This window comes from Kitasatospora sp. NEAU-CNBT7, assembly GCF_057220535.1.
The window spans coordinates 367,749-383,926 of record NZ_JBXQQB010000002.1; the positions used below are offsets into that span (position 1 = coordinate 367,749).

7 protein-coding genes are annotated in these 16,178 nt (G+C 74.8%); all 7 read right to left on the reverse strand.

Annotation, left to right across the window (positions count from 1 at the left end):
- Positions 1 to 35: 35 nt before the first annotated feature.
- The 7 genes from AC2TEW_RS04490 to AC2TEW_RS04520 all read right to left on the reverse strand — a co-directional run bounded on the left by AC2TEW_RS04490 (position 36) and on the right by AC2TEW_RS04520 (position 16,176).
- Positions 36 to 10,871: a WXG100-like domain-containing protein gene (locus AC2TEW_RS04490; protein WP_484621962.1), complete on the reverse strand. Its 10,836-nt coding sequence runs from the start codon at positions 10,869 to 10,871 to the stop codon at positions 36 to 38.
- Positions 10,868 to 11,260 (reverse strand): WXG100 family type VII secretion target, encoded by a 393-nt coding sequence (locus tag AC2TEW_RS04495; RefSeq protein ID WP_484621963.1) that lies wholly within the window; start codon positions 11,258 to 11,260, stop codon positions 10,868 to 10,870. The genes AC2TEW_RS04490 and AC2TEW_RS04495 overlap by 4 nt, the downstream gene beginning before the upstream one ends.
- Positions 11,253 to 11,687 carry a YbaB/EbfC family nucleoid-associated protein gene (locus AC2TEW_RS04500; protein ID WP_484621964.1) on the reverse strand — a complete coding sequence of 145 codons (435 nt, stop codon included), beginning with the start codon at positions 11,685 to 11,687 and terminating at the stop codon, positions 11,253 to 11,255. The genes AC2TEW_RS04495 and AC2TEW_RS04500 overlap by 8 nt, the downstream gene beginning before the upstream one ends.
- 20 nt (positions 11,688 to 11,707) lie before the next feature.
- Positions 11,708 to 14,701 carry a WXG100 family type VII secretion target gene (locus tag AC2TEW_RS04505; RefSeq protein WP_484621965.1) on the reverse strand — a complete coding sequence of 998 codons (2,994 nt, stop codon included), beginning with the start codon at positions 14,699 to 14,701 and terminating at the stop codon, positions 11,708 to 11,710.
- 78 nt (positions 14,702 to 14,779) lie between these two features.
- Positions 14,780 to 15,496, reverse strand: a complete 717-nt coding sequence (locus tag AC2TEW_RS04510; protein WP_484621966.1) for a hypothetical protein — start codon at positions 15,494 to 15,496, stop codon at positions 14,780 to 14,782.
- Positions 15,497 to 15,503: 7 nt separating this feature from the next.
- A complete protein-coding gene (locus tag AC2TEW_RS04515) occupies positions 15,504 to 15,791 on the reverse strand; it encodes a WXG100 family type VII secretion target (protein WP_484621967.1) in 288 nt (95 codons plus the stop codon).
- Positions 15,792 to 15,831: 40 nt separating this feature from the next.
- Positions 15,832 to 16,176 carry a WXG100 family type VII secretion target gene (locus AC2TEW_RS04520; protein ID WP_484621968.1) on the reverse strand — a complete coding sequence of 115 codons (345 nt, stop codon included), beginning with the start codon at positions 16,174 to 16,176 and terminating at the stop codon, positions 15,832 to 15,834.
- Positions 16,177 to 16,178: the final 2 nt, after the last annotated feature.

Genomic DNA, 16,178 nt, shown 5'->3' on the forward strand with positions numbered 1-16,178 from the left:
TCCGGGCGGCCTGGTGGCGGGCCGGGCGTCGCCCGCTAACTCCCCTTCGGGGCAGAGGGGTCGGGGAGCTCCGGTACGGGGGACGGGGGAGCCGCCGGGACGGGGGAGGGGAGGGCCGCGGGGGCCGGGGACGGGGACGGCAGGGCGGACGGGGACGGCAGGGTGGCCGGGGGCGGGGACGGGAGGGCTGCCGGGGCGATCAGGGGCGCGCCGTCGTCCGGCACGGCGCCGGAGGGACCACCCGTGAGCGGGACCGGCGCGAGGGTCAGGCCGCCGCCAGCCGACAGGATCGGCTCACCCGCCGACGGATCCGCCGGGCCGACATCCGCCGTGGTGGTGATCGGTGTGCCCGTGTCCGCCTGCGGCCGGGCGGAGCCGGGCTGCTGCGGAGGCCGCCCGGCGGCCGGGGAACCGGTGGCCGGGGAGCTGGTGGCCGGGGTGGGCGGGCCCGGCCTGGAGGCGGCGGAACTCGTCGTTGGGGATGGGGGGTTCGGCGCGGCCGGAGGCTGGGACGTGGGTTGAGGGGCGGGGGCGGTCGTGGACTGGGCGACCGGCTGCGACGCGGGCGGGGTTGTGGGCTGGGCTGCGGGCGAGGGTGTGAGTTCGGGGACGGGCTGGGCTGCGGGCTGGGCCGCCGACGGGGTTGCGGGCTGCGAGGGGGAAGGGGATGCGGGTTGAGGGACGACAGGGTGGGCTGCCGGTCTGGGGACGGGAGTTGCGGGCCGGGATGCGGGCTGGGCCCCGGGTTGGGCGGCGGCGGGCACGGGAGGCTCGGCGGCGACTGGGGACGCAGGAGGGGCCGGCCGCGCTGCGAGGTCGTCCAGCACGGAGCCGCCGGGGGCGGAGTGGTGGGAAGCGGCCGGGGACCCCGGGGCCACCGGTGACACCGGCGACAGCCCGGCGAGGTCGGACAACACGGATCCGTGCAGGCTGGACACCTCGGAGGCGGCATCGGACGCGGGACGCGGGGCGACGGGAGCGATGGGCGCCGGGCCGGGATGCGCGGAGGAGTCGACCGCGGTGTCGAGGGAGATGACGGGCCGTGAACCGGTGCCGGCCGGTGGGGCCGCGGCGGCAGGCGGCCCCTGGACGCCCGGGCTGCCGCTCGAGCTCCCGGTGGAGGGCGGGACGGTCACGGGACCGCCGGTGCCCTCGGCGGGTGCCGGCGGGTCCTGCGACGGGGACGTGGATGTGGACGTGGAGGTGGAACCGGACGCGGGTGCGCTGGCCGGGGTGGCGGGTCGGTCGGCGCCGCTGCCGTTGGAGGCGGTGTTCGTGGGAGCGCCCGCCGGTGCTCCGGCCGGGGGCTTCAGCGATGCGGACGTGGACGAGGGACTGGGCGTGGTCGTGGGCGCGTTCGCGGGCCTGGAATCGGACGCGGGTGCGCTCGGCGGGGTGGCGGGGCGGTTGGAACTGCTGCCGTTGGCGGCGGTGTTCGTGGGATTGCTTGCCGGTGCTTCGGCCGGGGTGTTGGAACCGGGCGCGGGTGCGCTGGGCGGGGTGGCGGGGCGGTTGGAACTGCTGCCGTTGGAGGCGGTGTTCGTGGGAGCGCCCGCTGGTGGTTCGGCAGGGGCGGGCGCGGCAGGTGCGGGTGCGGCCGCGGCCGGGGCGTTGTCGGCGGCCGGGGGCTTCTGCGACCAGTAGTACAGGTTGCCGTCGGTCGGGACGGCCTCACCGTACGGGCCGTTGTGGTCCGCCTTCTGCGTGGTGATCCTGACCGGTTGGCGCATCAGTGCCTGCGGGCCCTTGAGCTCCGCCTTGCCCGCCTCGGTCGGGTCCTTGCCGTGCGGAATGTCGGGTAGCGGCAGGGCGCGGCTGGGCACGCCGGGCGCGTGCGTCACCGGGACGGTGCGGTCCCCGGTGCCCTGCCCGGCCAGGTTGACGAGGCTGATGGGAATGTTCACCAGCGGGTCGGCCGTCAGCACGGAGAAGTCCGCCGGGTTGGCACTCCAGGTGTACCCCTTGGTCGCTGCTGTGCTGGAGGCGTCCTTCGCACTGCTGGTCAGCTCGTCCTTGCCATTCTCGCGGGTGTTGAACTCCTCGGCCGGGCCGGTCGGTTCCATCCTGACCACCAGGCTGGTCCGACCGTCCTCGCCGAGCGGGACGGTCCGGTACGAGGAACCGGGGCTGTTGAGCTCATGGAAGATCGCCGGTGTGGACTGCGGGGAGAACACCTGGCGCAACCCCTGCTGCACGTCGGGCGGCAGGTGCTGCTGCTGTTCGTGCTTCAGCGCGTTGCCGTCGGGCAGCCGCGGGTCGCTGATGAAGGACTCGACGACCCGCTTGCCCATGTCGAGGACGCCCTGCGGGGTCACCGCGTGCGCCGCCGTGCTCATCGCCGACCCGACCGCCCCGGCACCCGTGGCGAGTGCCGAGCCGGTCCGGCCGACGATGCCGTCGCCCCACGGGCGGGGCGTGGCGAGGGTGCGGGAGGCGTTGTCCATCAGCTGGCCGGAGTTGTCGAAGCCGGCCATGTCGTGTCCGGCGGCCAACTGCTGGCGCCAGGCGTTGCGATCGGCCCCGTGCGGACCGATCGGCCCGAGGGCGATCCCACCGCCGGCCGGGCCCGCTCCCGGGCCCGCGGCCACCGGGGCTGCGGCCGCCGGGGGTGCGGACGCGCTGCCGGCCGGGTGCGGCGCCTGCGGCGGTGCCACGTGCGGGGGTTGGGCGGGTGGCGCCGCTGCGCCCGCGGATCCGGCCTGCGGCGCTGCCGCGCCCGCGGGGTGGCCGGGCGGCGGCTGGACGGCCGCCGGGCCGTGCGGCGCCGCGGGCCGCTCCGTGAACGGCTCGGGCACCCAGGCCTCGGTCCGCCAGGGCGGGTTGACCGGCGCGGGGGCGTGCAGGTTGATGAACCGCCCCTGGTGGTTCTGCTGGCTGACCGACACGTCGAAACCGATGTCGTTGGAGAACTTGTGGTTGCTGCCGAAGCCGGAGGTCTTGTGGCCGACCTCGGTGGTGATCCCCGACTTCGCGCTGGTGGTGAGGGAGCCCTCGGCGCCCGCGCCCGGGTTGTAGCTCGCATTGCTGAGGTGCCGGACGGCAGCCGGCGGCCGGACCGAGGCACGCACGTTGCCCTCCGCACCCAGCGCTCCCGCACCGCCCGCGCTGCCGGTGACGGTCTGCGAGACCGTCACCTTCCGGCTGATCTCGTTCTCCGACTGCTGGTGCTCGTCGTGCCAACCGGCTCCCGGCATCCCGCGGACCAGGACGGTGGTGGTCACCTGGCCGAAGCGGTTCTCGTCGACGTGCTGGGAGCGGATGCCCTTGGTCATCAGCTCGTCGAAGTTCGCGTCGAGGTTGTGCGGGGAGTAGACGTCGGCGAACGGAAGCGCCGCCGTCGGCGGGGCGCCCGCCGGGCGTGGGCCGTTCACCTGCCGGTCGATCTCCCCGAGGATCTCGTCGCTGCCCTTCACGTGCGCGAACGCGCCGCCGCTGATGCCCCGGTCGAGCAGCGGCGCGGTCCGCGGGTCGGCGGGACCCGGTGCCGCGGCGTCGCCGCCCAGCGCGCGGACGTCGGCGTCGGAGAACAGGACGTGTACGGTGTGATTGCTGCGTTCCGGGTCACCGAAACGGGTGACCCCCTTGTTGTCGGTGACCCGCCCGACGGTCGTGACCTCGGCGTCGGCCCGGTAGACGTGCCAGGTGCCCTTGGGGGTGGCGATGCTGCGGACGGTCGACATCTCGTGCTTGACCGCGTCACCGCCACTGACGGTGGAACCGCCCTTCACCTTGAAGCCGCCACGGACCTGGTAGGTGGATTCGTGGACGCCCGTCGGTGCCTCGGGGAACCGGCCGAAGTCCGGCCCGACCCCGCCCTTTCCGGCCCGGCTCCACTTGTCCTCCACGCCCGTCGAGGTCTTCGAGGTGCTCTCGATGGTGAGCTTGCCCTCACCGGACAGGGTCTCCTGGTACTCGAAGTTGCCCAGCCGGGTGCGGGTGGACAGCCCGGCGGTCCCCTGGTTGAGTCCACCACCCACGTGCTCGTGGCCGGAGTTCGCCCAGCCGTTGTGCGACGCGGTGACGGAGCCGCGCAGCTGCCCCGGCCCGCCCAGCGCATCCACCACCTCGGACAGGTCGGACGGTCCGTGCCGCAGCGTCCCCTGGTCGAACGCGCTGCGCAGCGCCCTTTCGGCGCTCGCGCGGAACGCCTGTTCGTTGTCGACGTCCCGGACGAAGGACGCATGCGGCAGATGGTCGATCACGGGGTGCGCCGGCGGCGGGTTGTCGGACGGCGGCGCGGCCGGGTGCTGTTCCACGACCAACTGCCCGCCGGCGGCGACCTGCCGGGTCTGCGCGGCGTGCGCGGACCCGGCACCGGTGTCCAGCACCGTGGTCGGGTGGCCGGCTTCCTCGCGTCCGGTCATCACGTGGTAGGTGACCGGATAGCCGAAGCGGTCGGCCGTCGACTCGATGCTGAACTCGTGCTTGGTCTCGGTGGACGCGGCCGTGGTGGTCTGGTGGCTGGTGCTGGAGGAACCTTCGAGGTTCCCGTTGACGAAGGCCCGGGTGGTGTCCGGATCGTTCAGCGAGGTCCGGAGGCTGAGGTTGCCGGAGACCGTGTGCTTGCCGCCGCCGCTGACCACCTGGTCGCCGCCGGCGGTACGGCTGACGCTGTTCTTCGTGGTGACGCTCTGCGAGCCCTGGTGCTCACCCGGACCCGGGTCGGCCTTGATCAGGATCTCGTGCGTGTGCCCGCCGAGGCCCGGCAGGTGCGAGCTGTCCAGGGTGATCCGGAACCTGCCGTCCAGGAGGTCGGGACCGCCGCGGGCGAGTGCGGACGGGGTGATCTGCCGGTGCAGATCGGCAAGGTTCTCGACCGCCTTCGGGGTGACCCGGGCGTGGCCGCCCCCGCCGCCCGCACCCGCACCGGTGCCCGCGGCGCCGGCCGGCGGCGGGAGCAGCCCCGGCGCCGTCTCGTGCAGCCGGCCGACGATGTGCCGCTCCAACTCCGCCGAACCGGGCACCTTCACGTACGTGGTCCGCCCGCCGCCCAACGGGTCGCGCAGCCCGGCGGCGTCCGGGGGAGCAGGGGGCGCCGCCCCGGCGGGCGCGGCGGACGGGTCCACCGGGGTGACGGCGTCGGCGGTGCCGGATCCGGACGGGCCGCTGTCCGCACCGGCGTGGCCGGGGGCGCCGGCCGGGGTGCGGGAGGGGCCGTCGGTGGGGGTGTGGGAGGTGGCGGCAGAGTCGTGGGGGGTGTCGGCCGTGGTGTCCTTGGTGATGGGGTGCGGCACCACGCGGAAGGCCTGGTGCTTGACGGGGGCGTCGACGTCGATCACGACGTCGCCGCTGTGGTGCTCGGCGGGCGCCGGGCCCGGTCCGGCCGGGACGTCGACCACGCGGCGCTCCGTCACGTACAGGCCGTCACCGTGCGGGGACAGGTGCTGCTTGGTCACGCTGACGTTGAAGCGCACGTCCGTGGAGACGAGGTCGGCCTTGCCCTTGTGCTCCTGGCTGTCCGCCACCTTCACGGTGTGGCTGCTCTTGTCCTCGTGGTCGTGGTTCGAGGTGTAGGAGTAGCCCGCCGAGCCGCCCAGCCACTTCGACTCGCGGTCACCCGGCCGGCTGGACTTCCAGACCTGCCCGGTGGGACCAGCGCTGAGCCCGGCGCTCCGGGAAGCCTTGGTCACCTGGCTCCCCTTGTGCTCGGTCGAGGTGTTCGAGCCCAGTTCGCTCTTGTGGTCGACGGTGTCCAGCACGGTGGAGCCACGCGGTTCCAGCGTGAGGTGCAGGTGGCCCGTACTGCCGTCGGAGAACCGCACCGGGGGCGAGGTCATGCCCCAACTCGCCGCGTGCTCGAACTCGTTGACGACATTGTCGAGGGTGAAGAAGTCGTTGATCGCCTGGTGCGCGGGGGCGTCCGGGCGTCGCTCCGCCGGGAAGGCGGCGAACACCGCGTCCCGGGCGTCGCCGAGCCCGGTGACGGTGAGCGGCTGGCCTTCGGGATGCAGGCCCGGTGCGGGGGCGGCGTGTTCCGCGTCGCCCGGCGGTGGCCGGTCCCAGCCGTTCCAGGCCTGCGGCTCGCTCCCCTCGGGCGTCCCGCGGAGGGGGATCTCGGCGGTCACCGAGTCCACGATCGGCCCGCGGTCGCCCAGCAGCCGCCCCTGGTGGTCCAGGACGGAGACGTGGTAGTCGAGTTCGTTGACGTGCGGCGCGGTCGGTCCGGTCAGCGTCAGCTTGTTGGACGTCTCCGCCGTGGACGTGACGGTGGTCTCCGTCTCGTGGTTCGCCCCGCCGAAGGTCAGGGAGGCCGAACCGGTCACGAGCAGATGATCGTTGACCGGACGTGTCACGGACGGCGCGACATTGATCCCGGCCTCGGAGTGCGCGGCCTGGGTCTTGCGGGGTTCCGGCTGGTAGCTGGACTTGGCGGCCGTCTCGATGTCGGTCTTGCCCTCCTTCTCGGCCTGATCCTTGGTGGGCACGTGGTCGGCCGGCAGCCAGTCGCCGGGCTTGGCGGTGACCACCACCTCGTGCCAGCGCCCGCCGACCCTGACCGGGAAACGCCAGCCGCCGTCGACCATCTGCGGGTGGTTGTCGCGGAAATTGCCGGGCGTGAGCTGGGAGTCGAGCCCCTGGACGACCGTCGTGTCGGTGCGGTGACCGCCGAGGATGTCCTCGATCTGGGCCCGGACGGCTGCCGGCCCGGGATCGGCGGTGATCTTGAGTCCGGCGAAGGAGGCCCGGTGGCGTGGATCGACGGCGGGCGCGGGTGGGGCAGGAGCGGGGCGGGAGGGCGGAGTCGGCGCGGACTGGGGGTGGGCGGCGGCCGCCTGCTCGGGAGCCGACGGGGCGTCGGACGACTGGTGGTCGGTGGGCGGCGTGGTGGCGGTCTCGGTCTCGGTGGCGGGGTGCTGGGCGGGGTGCTGGGCGGGTTGTTCGGCTGAGGGCTGGTGGGCGGGTTCCTGCGGGGCGGCGGGTTGGGTGGCGGGCTGTTCCGTGGGCCTCTGGGCGGTGGGTTGTTCGGGTGCGGGCTGGTGGGGGGCTGCAGGTTCGGGGGGTTGGGCGGCGGCCTCGGCGGGGGGCCGCTGGGTGGAGTGTTCGGCGGGGGGTTGGTGGGTGGGTTCCTGCGGGGCGGCGGGTTGGGCGGCGGGCTGTTCCGTGGGCCTCTGGGCGGTGGGTTGTTCGGGTGCGGGCTGGTGGGGGGCTGCGGGCTCGGCAGGCTGCTCCGAGGGATTCTGGGCGGCGGGCCGGCTGGTGGCTTCCTGCGGGGTCGAGGGCTGAGCCGCGGGATTCTGGGTGACGGGGTGCTCGGGTGCGGGCCGGTTGGCGGCGGGCTCCTGGGTGGTGGCAGGTCGGGTGGTGGGCTCGGCCGCGGCGGGCTGTTGGTGCTGCTGGGCGGCCGGGGCCTGGGCCGGGGAGTGGGAGGTGCTGGCAGGCCGGGCGGTCGGGGCAGGGGTCTCCGTGGCGGTCGCGGCCTCGGCGGGGGCGGGCTTGGACACCGGGTTCACCCAGGTGTGCGAGCGCGGCGCCCAAGGCGCGGAGGCTCGGGCGCGCTGCCAGCCGGGGTCGCTGCTGGCGGGGCGCCGAACGGTGCTGCCATCGGACGACCGCTGGCCGGAGGCGGCGCCGCCCTCCGTGGGGCGCGCGGCGGGCGGCACCGAGGTGGTGGGCCGGTCGGGTGCCGCGGCCGGAGCATCGGGGCGGCCGGTCCGAGTCGCGTCCTCGCGGGTCGGTGCCTGGCCCTGCGGGGGCGTCCCGGCCGTGGTGTCTCCCGGCGTGGGGCGGACCGGTACCCGGCCCGCCTCGGATCGGGCGCCCGGGGCTTCGGCGGGCGGGCGGTAGATACCTTCGTCGCCACCGGTCAGTGCGCCGATCAAGTGCAGGTAGCGGTTCCGCAGACCGGCCTGATCGAGACCCGGCTCGGTGGGCCGATGGTGGATGTCGCCGAGCAGACTGCCCGGGATAACTACCCGGTGCGGGCTCGACGGGCCTCCATGTTCGTCCCGGAGGCCCAACTGGTGCGCGAACTCGTGCGCGTACTCGGTCGGATGGGCACCGATGTGCCACCTGTGCTGGTCCATCTGCCCGCCGGGTCCGACCAGGTCCACGGTGAGGTGCGGGTCGCCGTCCGGGCCGACGTGCTCGACCGTGACGTGCAGATGGTCGCGGTTGGGCAGCACGTGATCGCCGTCGTTGAAGTGGTGCTGGACGCCCTGCTGGAGGAGGTTGACGGTGTTGGTGGTGTCGTCGGCGCTGCCGCCTCGGAACGCGATGCGGACCGTCAGATCGGTGTAGGGGGTCCCCTCGTACGTGAACCGGCGCTGGTCGAAGCCGGAGCGGACGATGAAGCGCGGGCGGTGGGCGTGCTCTGGGTCCTGCAGGTCGGACTGCCCGCCGGGGTCGGGGGCCACCTGATCGGCGGCCGTGGAGCCGCGGGAAGGTCCGGCCGGTGCCGGGTGGGACGCGGAAGCGGCCGGCTGCGCCGGCCCCGCGGTGGACGCGCCGCTCTCGGCGCTCTGCGCGGCGGCCGCGGCGGGCGGCGTTCCAGCCTCGGATGCGCCGGGCGTGCTGCTGCCGGTCTGTGGGCGGGCGGACAGGTCCGCGGGGCCGGACGTGGACAGGCCAGGGCCGGAGACGCCCGGGGCGGATTGGACGGGCTCCTGCGTACGGACCGGTGGTGCGGGCGGTCCGGCGGCGGTGCGGACAGCGGCGGCATCGCCCGAGCTGGGTCGGCCGGTTGCGGTCGCGACGGCGCGATCCGCGCTCTGGCCGGCCTCGCGGGTCTGCGGCGGTGCCTGCTGCGGCGCCTGTTGTGGTGTCTGTTGCGGCGCCTGCGCTGCGGCTTGGCCGGAGGCCTCGGCCGGGCGGGCGGACGGTGCCTGAGGTGAGAGGGAGGCGGTGGTGGGGGGTGGTGCGGTACGGGTCTGCTCCGCCGAAGTGTCGTGAGGGGCAGTGGTGTTGTGGGGTGCTGCGGCGGGGGGTGCCTGGCCGGGAGCGGTGGCGGTGGGGGTGGCGGTGCGGGGTGGCTCCGCCGAAGTGTTCTGGGGCGCAGAAGTGTGGTGGGGCGGTGCCTGAGGGGTGGTGGCGGGTGGTGCGGTCCGGCCGGGTTCGGCCGAACCGGTCCGGGGCGCGGTGGTGTTGTGGGGTGTTGCGGCGGGCGGTGCCGGGGGTTCGGTGGTGAGGGGGTGGGCGGACGCGGCGGCGGCTGGTGGTGCGGTTCGTGCGTGCTCCGCCGCGCTGTCGTGAGGTGCGGGTGGTGCGGTCCGGCCGGGTTCGGCCGAGCTGCCGTGCGGAGCGGATGCGGACTCGGGTGAGGTGGCCGGGGGTGCGAGGTGGGAGGGCTCGGACGAACTGGTCCGAGGTGGCGCGGTGTTGTCGTGCGGGGAGGCAGCCGGCGCCCCCGAGCGGGTGATGTCCGGGAGTGCCGATACTCCGTTGGCCGGGCGCGGCGGGGCGTGCGGGGCAACGCCGTCCGCGCCGAGGCGCGCCGCGCCGGAGCCCTGGCCGGCGGCCCCGGAGCGGGCGGGCTGCCGTACGGTCGGGCCGCCGGCTGTCGCCGAGCTCGGGCTGTCGGCCGGTCGGGTTCCGGCCGGTCGGGTGCCGCCCGAGGTGGCTCCGGCGGCGGGTCCGGTAGCGGTGAGCGTGGTCTCGAAGCCGGGGAGCCCCGAGGCCGCGGCCGGGGCCTCGGGCGGTCCGGCGGTCTCCCGGCCGGATTCGAGTTGGCCGGACTCGGTTTGGCCGGAGGGGAGTTGGCCGGGCGGGAGTTGGGCGGCGGCGTTGGCAGGTGAGGACTCGAGGCCGCCGGTCGCGGCCGGTGGCGCCGACGCCTCCGCAGGGAGGCCCGAGCCGTCGGCGACCGGATCCGGAGCGCGGCCGGAGCCTGCACCGGCGGTCGCGCCGGCACCGTCCGCAGGCGCGACCGCCGGCAGTCCCGGCCCGTCGTCGCCGACGCCCCGGTGCCCGCCCGGGCCGCCCGCCGACGACAGGTCGGCGCCACCCGTCCGCGTCCCCGTCCCCGTCGCCGCTTCCGTTCCGGAAGGGCCGCGACCGTGGGCGCCCTCGGCGTCGGGCAGGTGGACGGCGGGCGGGACGTGGACGTTGACGCCGTCGATCTTGGGGGCCGGGCCGCGGCCGCGGCCGCGCCGGCCGGCGCCGGACAGCATCCCGCCGGCCGCGCCGCCGGCGCCCGCCATGGCGAGGTCGTTCGGGCCGCCGAAGGTGGCGGACAGCACCGTGCTGCCGGCGATGCCGTTGACCCCGCCGATGGCGCCCTTGCCGACCAGCGTGTTGGCCGCCTCCTTGAAGACGCCGCGCGCGCCTTCGCCGATCACTCCGCCGACCCCTCCGCCGACCGCGCCGCTCGCACCCGACATACCCACCGAGGACCAGTCCCACGAGGTGCGGTCGTGCATGAGCCGCTGGATCGCCTGGATCCCGAGGTCCATCCCGGCCATCAGGACCGCGCCGCTGACGATGGACTGCATCAGCCGCCGCAGGATCATCATGACCGCCACCCGTGTCGAGGTGACGGCGGCCGGAATCGCCTCCGGGGCCCAGAACGACAGGTCGACGATCTCGTTGGCCAGCCACACCAGCTGGGCGAGGATCATCAGTTTGGCGTGCTGGAGCTGTACCCCGGTGTTGCGCGCGGCGAGGCCCAGCTGCCCCGAGGCGTTGGCGACCTCGGGGATGCTGGTGCGCAGGCTCTGGACGAAGTGCTGGAACTGGTCGGCCACCTGGCCGCCGACGTGCTCGAGTACGGAGCTTCCCGCTGTGCCGAGCCGGTCCACGAGTCCGATCAGCCGCCGTTCGGCGTCCTCCCAGGCGTGGCCCAGGACGGCCATGGCGTCCTCGTCGCCCTTCGGCCAGCGCGAGCCGACCGCCAGGGACGCGACCCAGCTCAGTGCGGGGGGCAGTTGGATCGTCACCGCTTCCCCGGCCTGGTCGGGTGCTGGCCGCCGCCCTCGTGCCCGCCGATGGCAGGGGCGTGGTCGCCGCCGCCGTTGAGGGTCTTCGCGTGCGCGGCGTTGTCGTCTTCCAGCTTCCGGAAGTTCTTGGCCATGGTGTCGATGCCGTCGGCCGTCTGGTTGACGACGTCGGCCATGGCCGAGAACCCGAGCAGGAGTTGGTCCCGGGGCCCGTGGTAGACCTCGGAGAACTGGCGGCCGGACTCGTCGTCGCCCCAGCACGGGCCGATGGCGGCGAGCCGTTCGGTGAGGCCGGCGCCGATGCCGTGGAACTCGGAGGCGATCTCCCGTACCCGGGTCAGTGGTTCGCGCAGGCCCTCGGGGTCCACGGCGAAGGTGCGGTCAGCCACGGCTGCTCCCGGCGTCGAGTCCGTTGTCGATGTAGTCGCGCACCCGGTCCGGCATACCGGGCTCCTCGGCGAGCAGGTCGGCGGGGTCGGCGGTGCCCCGGAGCAGGGCGGCGGCGCTCGCCCCCGACGGCAGGCGGAGGTCGGTCAGTTGGGTGACCTGCTCCAGCGCGTCGCGCCGGGCCTCGGCGATGGTGGTCAGCAGGGCCTCCGAGAGCTCCTTGGGGGTGAGCCGCCGGAAGGCGCCCGTGGGGAACTCGATCGCGGTCACCTCGCCCTGGGCGTTGGCCGTCACCTTGACGGTCTGCCGGGGCGCGGTCGCCGTCCCGGTGGTGCCGTTGATCCGGCGCCGGGTCTCGGCCGCGCCCGCGCGCTGCTGCTGGTACAGGGCGAGGAGTTCCTCGATCTCCTGGTCGTACGTCGAGCTCATGGTTCCTCTTCCGGCTCTGGTCAGATGATGGCGCCGAGGCCCGGGGCGTCCGAGGCGCCCCACAGGTCGCGCTCCTGGACGAGCAGGTCGGCGGCGCCGCGTACCGGGGCCTCCTCCTGCGCCGCCTCGGCGGGCTCCTCCTCGGGATCGGGTGCGATGTCCTCGGTGGAGCAGGACAGCGCGGCTCCGGCGAGGGCGGCTGCCGCGGGGGTCGCGGCGGCCTCGCCGGTGCGGTTGGGCTGCCAGGTGGCGAACGACGGCTCGGCGGCCGGCACCCCCCAGGTGCCCTCGTCGGCGGTGGCGGGGCCGTCGGCGGTGACCTCCGCCTCCTCCTCGGTGGAGGCCGCCCAGAGCAGCGGCGCGAACGCGGCACCGGCGACGTCCCAGCCCGTGTCCGGCTCCCCGTCGGCGGCGGCCGCGGGCAGGGCGACCGCAGCGGTCGCCTGCCCGGCACCGGCGCCTTCCTCCGCCGGGTCCTCGGCGGTGGCTGCGGGCCCGGACTCCGCGGAGTTCTCGTCGTCGGGACCGGCCCCCGGTCGGGAGCCGCTCCCGGCCCAGAGCGCGGCGGCCTCGCCGATGGTGAGCGCGATGGCAGCCGCCTCGCGGCGCTCCCGGTCACCGTCACGCTCCCGTTCGAGCGCCGCGGCGGCCTGGGCGGGGAGGAAGGGCAGGGTCAGGCCCTCGCCGCCGGCCGCGGTGCCCGCCTCGGCGGCGGTACCTTCGGTCCCGGCGGTCCACGGCTCGGCGTCCTGCTCCAACAGGCCGGAGGCGTCGCTGCGTTCGGTGTTGGTTGCGGCGGGCTGGGCGCCACTGCCGAGGCCCGGCGGGAAGGGCATGCCCGCGCCGGAGAGGGTGGGCTCGTGGAGGCCTTCGCCACCGGCCGGGAGGGTGAGGCCTTCGGCGCCGCTGGGCAGGGTGAGGCCTTCGCCGCCGGTGGCGGTGCCGAGGTGGGTGGCGAGGTCGTCGCCGACGTCGGTGGACCCGGCCCAGGGTTCGGCGTTGTGGTCGAGCAGGCCGGAGGCGTCGCTGCGTTCGGTGTTGGCGGCGGCGGGCTGGGCGCCACCGCCGAGGCCCGGCGGGAAGTGCATGCCCGCGCCGGAGAGGGTGGGCTCGTGGAGGCCTTCGCCACCGGCCGGGAGGGTGAGGCCTTCGGCGCCGGTGGGCAGGGTGAGGCCTTCGCCGCCGGTGGCGGTGCCGAGGTGGGAGCCGAGGTCGTCGCCGACGTCGGTGGACCCGGCCCAGGGTTCGGCGTTGTGGTCGAGCAGGCCGGAGGCGTCGCTGCGTTCGGAGTTGACGGCGGCGGGCTGCGCACCGCCGCCGAGGCCCGGCGGGAACGGCATGCCCGCGCCGCCCAGGCCACCGGTGGTCAGGCTCCCGGGGAACGGCACCCCCGCCTGCCCGAGGCCGGGGAACTCGGAGCCCGTGGACAGGCCCGGGAGAGCGGTGGGCAGCCCGGAGGAGGTGCTGAGGTCGCCGGGGAACGCGGCGGGCTTTCCGGCGCCCGCCCCGCTGCCCAGCCCTCCGGTACCGCCGGTGCCGAGGCCGCCGGGGAAGGTGGCGGGCTTTCCGCCGGTGAGGCCGCTGCCCAGGCTCCCGGTACCGCCGATGCCGGTGCCGCCGGGGAACGCGCCGACGGGGGGCGGCGACGACCAGGTGCCCGGGTCGGCCGTGCCGAGGCTGTCGCCGATGCCGCCCGTGCCGATGCCGCCCGTCCCGGCGCCCACGGTGCCGGTGCCGCCCAGGCCGGTGCCGCCGGGGAACGCGCCCGGCAGCGGCACCCCGGAGCCGAGGCCGCCGAGGCCCCCGGTGCCATCGGTACCGCCGGTGCCGAACGGCGGCAGGGGGGAGACGCTGCCGAGCTTCCCGGTGCCGTCGGTGCCGGTCCCCCCGGCGAACGGGTCGGCGTCCGCGGCCCGGAGCGCACCCGTGCCGAGCCCACCGAGCCCGCCGAGTCCGTCGAGCCCGCCGAGTCCGTCGAGCGCGCCCGGCCCGCCGGTGCCCGTGCCGTCGGGGAACGCCGCGGGGCCGGCGAGATCGAGCGGGCCGCCGGCCCCGGACAGCGAGGGTGCGCCGCCGAGGGAGCCGGCGCCCTTGGTGGCCAGGCCGCCTTCGAAGGGGGTCACGGCCGCCTTCGACCCGCCCGGACCGCCGCCGAGCCCGCTGCCGGCGGCACCCGGGTTCGGCAGCTTCAGCGCGTCGAGCTTGGTGGGGGAGGGCTCCGCCCCGAGTGCCGCCTTGTCGGCGCCCTTGGAGCCGTCGGCCTTCGCGAGGTTCGCCAGATCGCTGGGGTTCGGCTGGCCGGAGCCGCCGCCACCCCCGCCCAGCGGAGAGGTGATGGGGTTCGGCGACGAGATCTTGTCGATGGTGACCTGGTACTCGGAGGCGAGACTCTTCAGGACCTGCCGCATGTCATGGTTCATCAGCTCGACCACGCCGGGTGCCTTGCTGACCGGTACCAGGCCGTTGGACATCGCGTGGTAGCCCATCAGGTCCGCCTGGTTGGCGTACCAGTTGTCGATCTCGATGATCTTGTTCTGGGCGTTGCGCAGGTTGACCGCGTTGTCGGCCAGCTGCTGCGGGACGGAGTTCCCGCCGGAGTCCCCGCCCGAGATCTTCTCGGCGACCGCGCCGACCTGCCGGGAGAACAACGTGATCATGTCCAGGAAGCTGTCGGCGGCGTCCCCGGCCCACACACCGTCCTTGCCCGCCAGCGCGTTGCCCTGGTCGGCCAGGGACTGGGAGATACCCTCGAAGACCTGCTGGACCTGGTAGAAGGCGTCGGCCGCGTGCTGCAGCGACTGGGGATCGGCCACCGACTTGGCCTGCGAGAGGTTGGCCTCGTCGGACACCCCGTTGCTCATGCCGATGATCGCGGCCTGGATGTGGTGCCAGTCCCACGTCTCGTAGTCCTGGACGTGGAAGCTGCCACCGGTGGGATTGCCGAAGAGGACGCCCTTGTCGTCCGTGGTGAAGTCGTTGTCGCTGCTGCCGGTGTCCGTGCTCTTGTCTCCCATTGACCCCTCCTGGTCCCTGTGTGCGCACCGCCCGCCGCCGCCCCCGCACCCCGGGGGCGGCGGCGGACCGCGCGCCGATCAGTCGTGCTTTCCGGTGGTGCGGCCGTCACCGCCGGCGCTGCCGCCGCCGGTGCCGCCCGTCCCGTGACCGCCGCCGTCGCCCGCGCCGTCGCCAGCACCACCGGCGGGGCCGGCGGCCGGGCCGCTGGCGGGATCGCCGCCCGCGTCGTCGATGAACGTGTTGAACTTCCCGCTCGCCTCCGCCATGGCTTGGTGGAGGTCCTTGGCGGTCATCTTGTTGGCGTCCTCGATGGTCTTGTACTGGCCGCTCAACTTCCTCACGCCGTCGCGCAGATCACCGAGTGCGTGACCGAGGTCGGTGAGCGCCGTGAGGCACTCGGCCTTGAGGCCGGCGTCCTCGTCCAGACCGTTGACCTTCTGCCGGATCATCGCGGCGTGGTAGAAGTTGCCCGGGTGCACACCGATCGGCTGGAGCACCTTCTTCGCCGCATCCACCGGGGCGATGAGCGTGGCGATGTTGTCGGCGAACTTGTCCAGCGAGGCCGTGTCCACCGTGGTCCCGGTGCCCGTCTTCCCCGGCGGCGGCGGGACGGTCGGCGCGGTGAACCCCGACGAGGTGTCGTAGTGACCGTGCCCGGCCGCGACCGAGGTGTCGCCGCCGAACGCGTTGGGGTGCTTCAGGGTGCCGCCGCTGCCGCCGCCCGACGAGGAACCGCCGCCCGAGGACGAGCCGCCGTTCTTGAGGTACTCGATGTCCTGCTTGCTGTCGGCCATCCGCGGGTCACGACCAGAGCTGGACGCCGGAGCGCTCGCCGTAGAAGTAGTACTCGTTGATGGTGCCCAGCATGTTGGCGGCGTTGGCGGCCTTCTCGGTCATGTCCGCCGCGGCGCTGTCCCACTGGGCCTTGACCTGCGCGTAGGTGCTCTGCGCGGCGCTGGTCCACTCGGCGAGGTGCACCGCGGACTGGCTGTCGAGGTCGGCCAGCGTCTGGTTGATCCGCTGGGTGATGGCGGTCATCTCGCCGACGACGATCTCGACCTGCTCCATCTGGACCCGGTACGTGCTCATGCTGATGTCTCCTCGGTTCGGGGGTGGGGTGGTGGCGTGGTCAGAGCGGGAAGCCGACGAGGCCCGAGCCCGCGCTGACCTGCTGCGCGACCTGGTGGGCCACGTCCGCGGTGTTCTGGTGCGTGTTGGCGTACACGTGGGTGTTCTCGGCCAGCGTCTCCAGCATCCTGGTGAGCGCCTGGTTGAGGTTCCGGAAGTCGGCCAGCCACTGCTGCATGGCCTGGTGGTAGATGTTGGCGGCCTCGCCGGTCCAGCTGGCGGCGAGCGCCTCCACCTGGCCCTCGACGTTGGCGTACGAGTTGGTCGCGGCGTCCACCGCGTGCTGGAACGTGCCCTGGGCGGCGGTCATGCCCGCCAGTTCGACCTGGGTGAGCTGCTGTGCCATGG

What these genes read in the sequence shown, in the direction of transcription:
- AC2TEW_RS04515 (WP_484621967.1), bottom strand. Translation starts at nt 15,791, where the DNA reads ATGAGCACGTACCGGGTCCAGATGGAGCAGGTCGAGATCGTCGTCGGC.
- AC2TEW_RS04500 (WP_484621964.1), bottom strand. Translation starts at nt 11,687, where the DNA reads ATGAGCTCGACGTACGACCAGGAGATCGAGGAACTCCTCGCCCTGTAC.
- AC2TEW_RS04505 (WP_484621965.1), bottom strand. Translation starts at nt 14,701, where the DNA reads ATGGGAGACAAGAGCACGGACACCGGCAGCAGCGACAACGACTTCACC.
- AC2TEW_RS04520 (WP_484621968.1), bottom strand. Translation starts at nt 16,176, where the DNA reads ATGGCACAGCAGCTCACCCAGGTCGAACTGGCGGGCATGACCGCCGCC.
- AC2TEW_RS04510 (WP_484621966.1), bottom strand. Translation starts at nt 15,496, where the DNA reads ATGGCCGACAGCAAGCAGGACATCGAGTACCTCAAGAACGGCGGCTCG.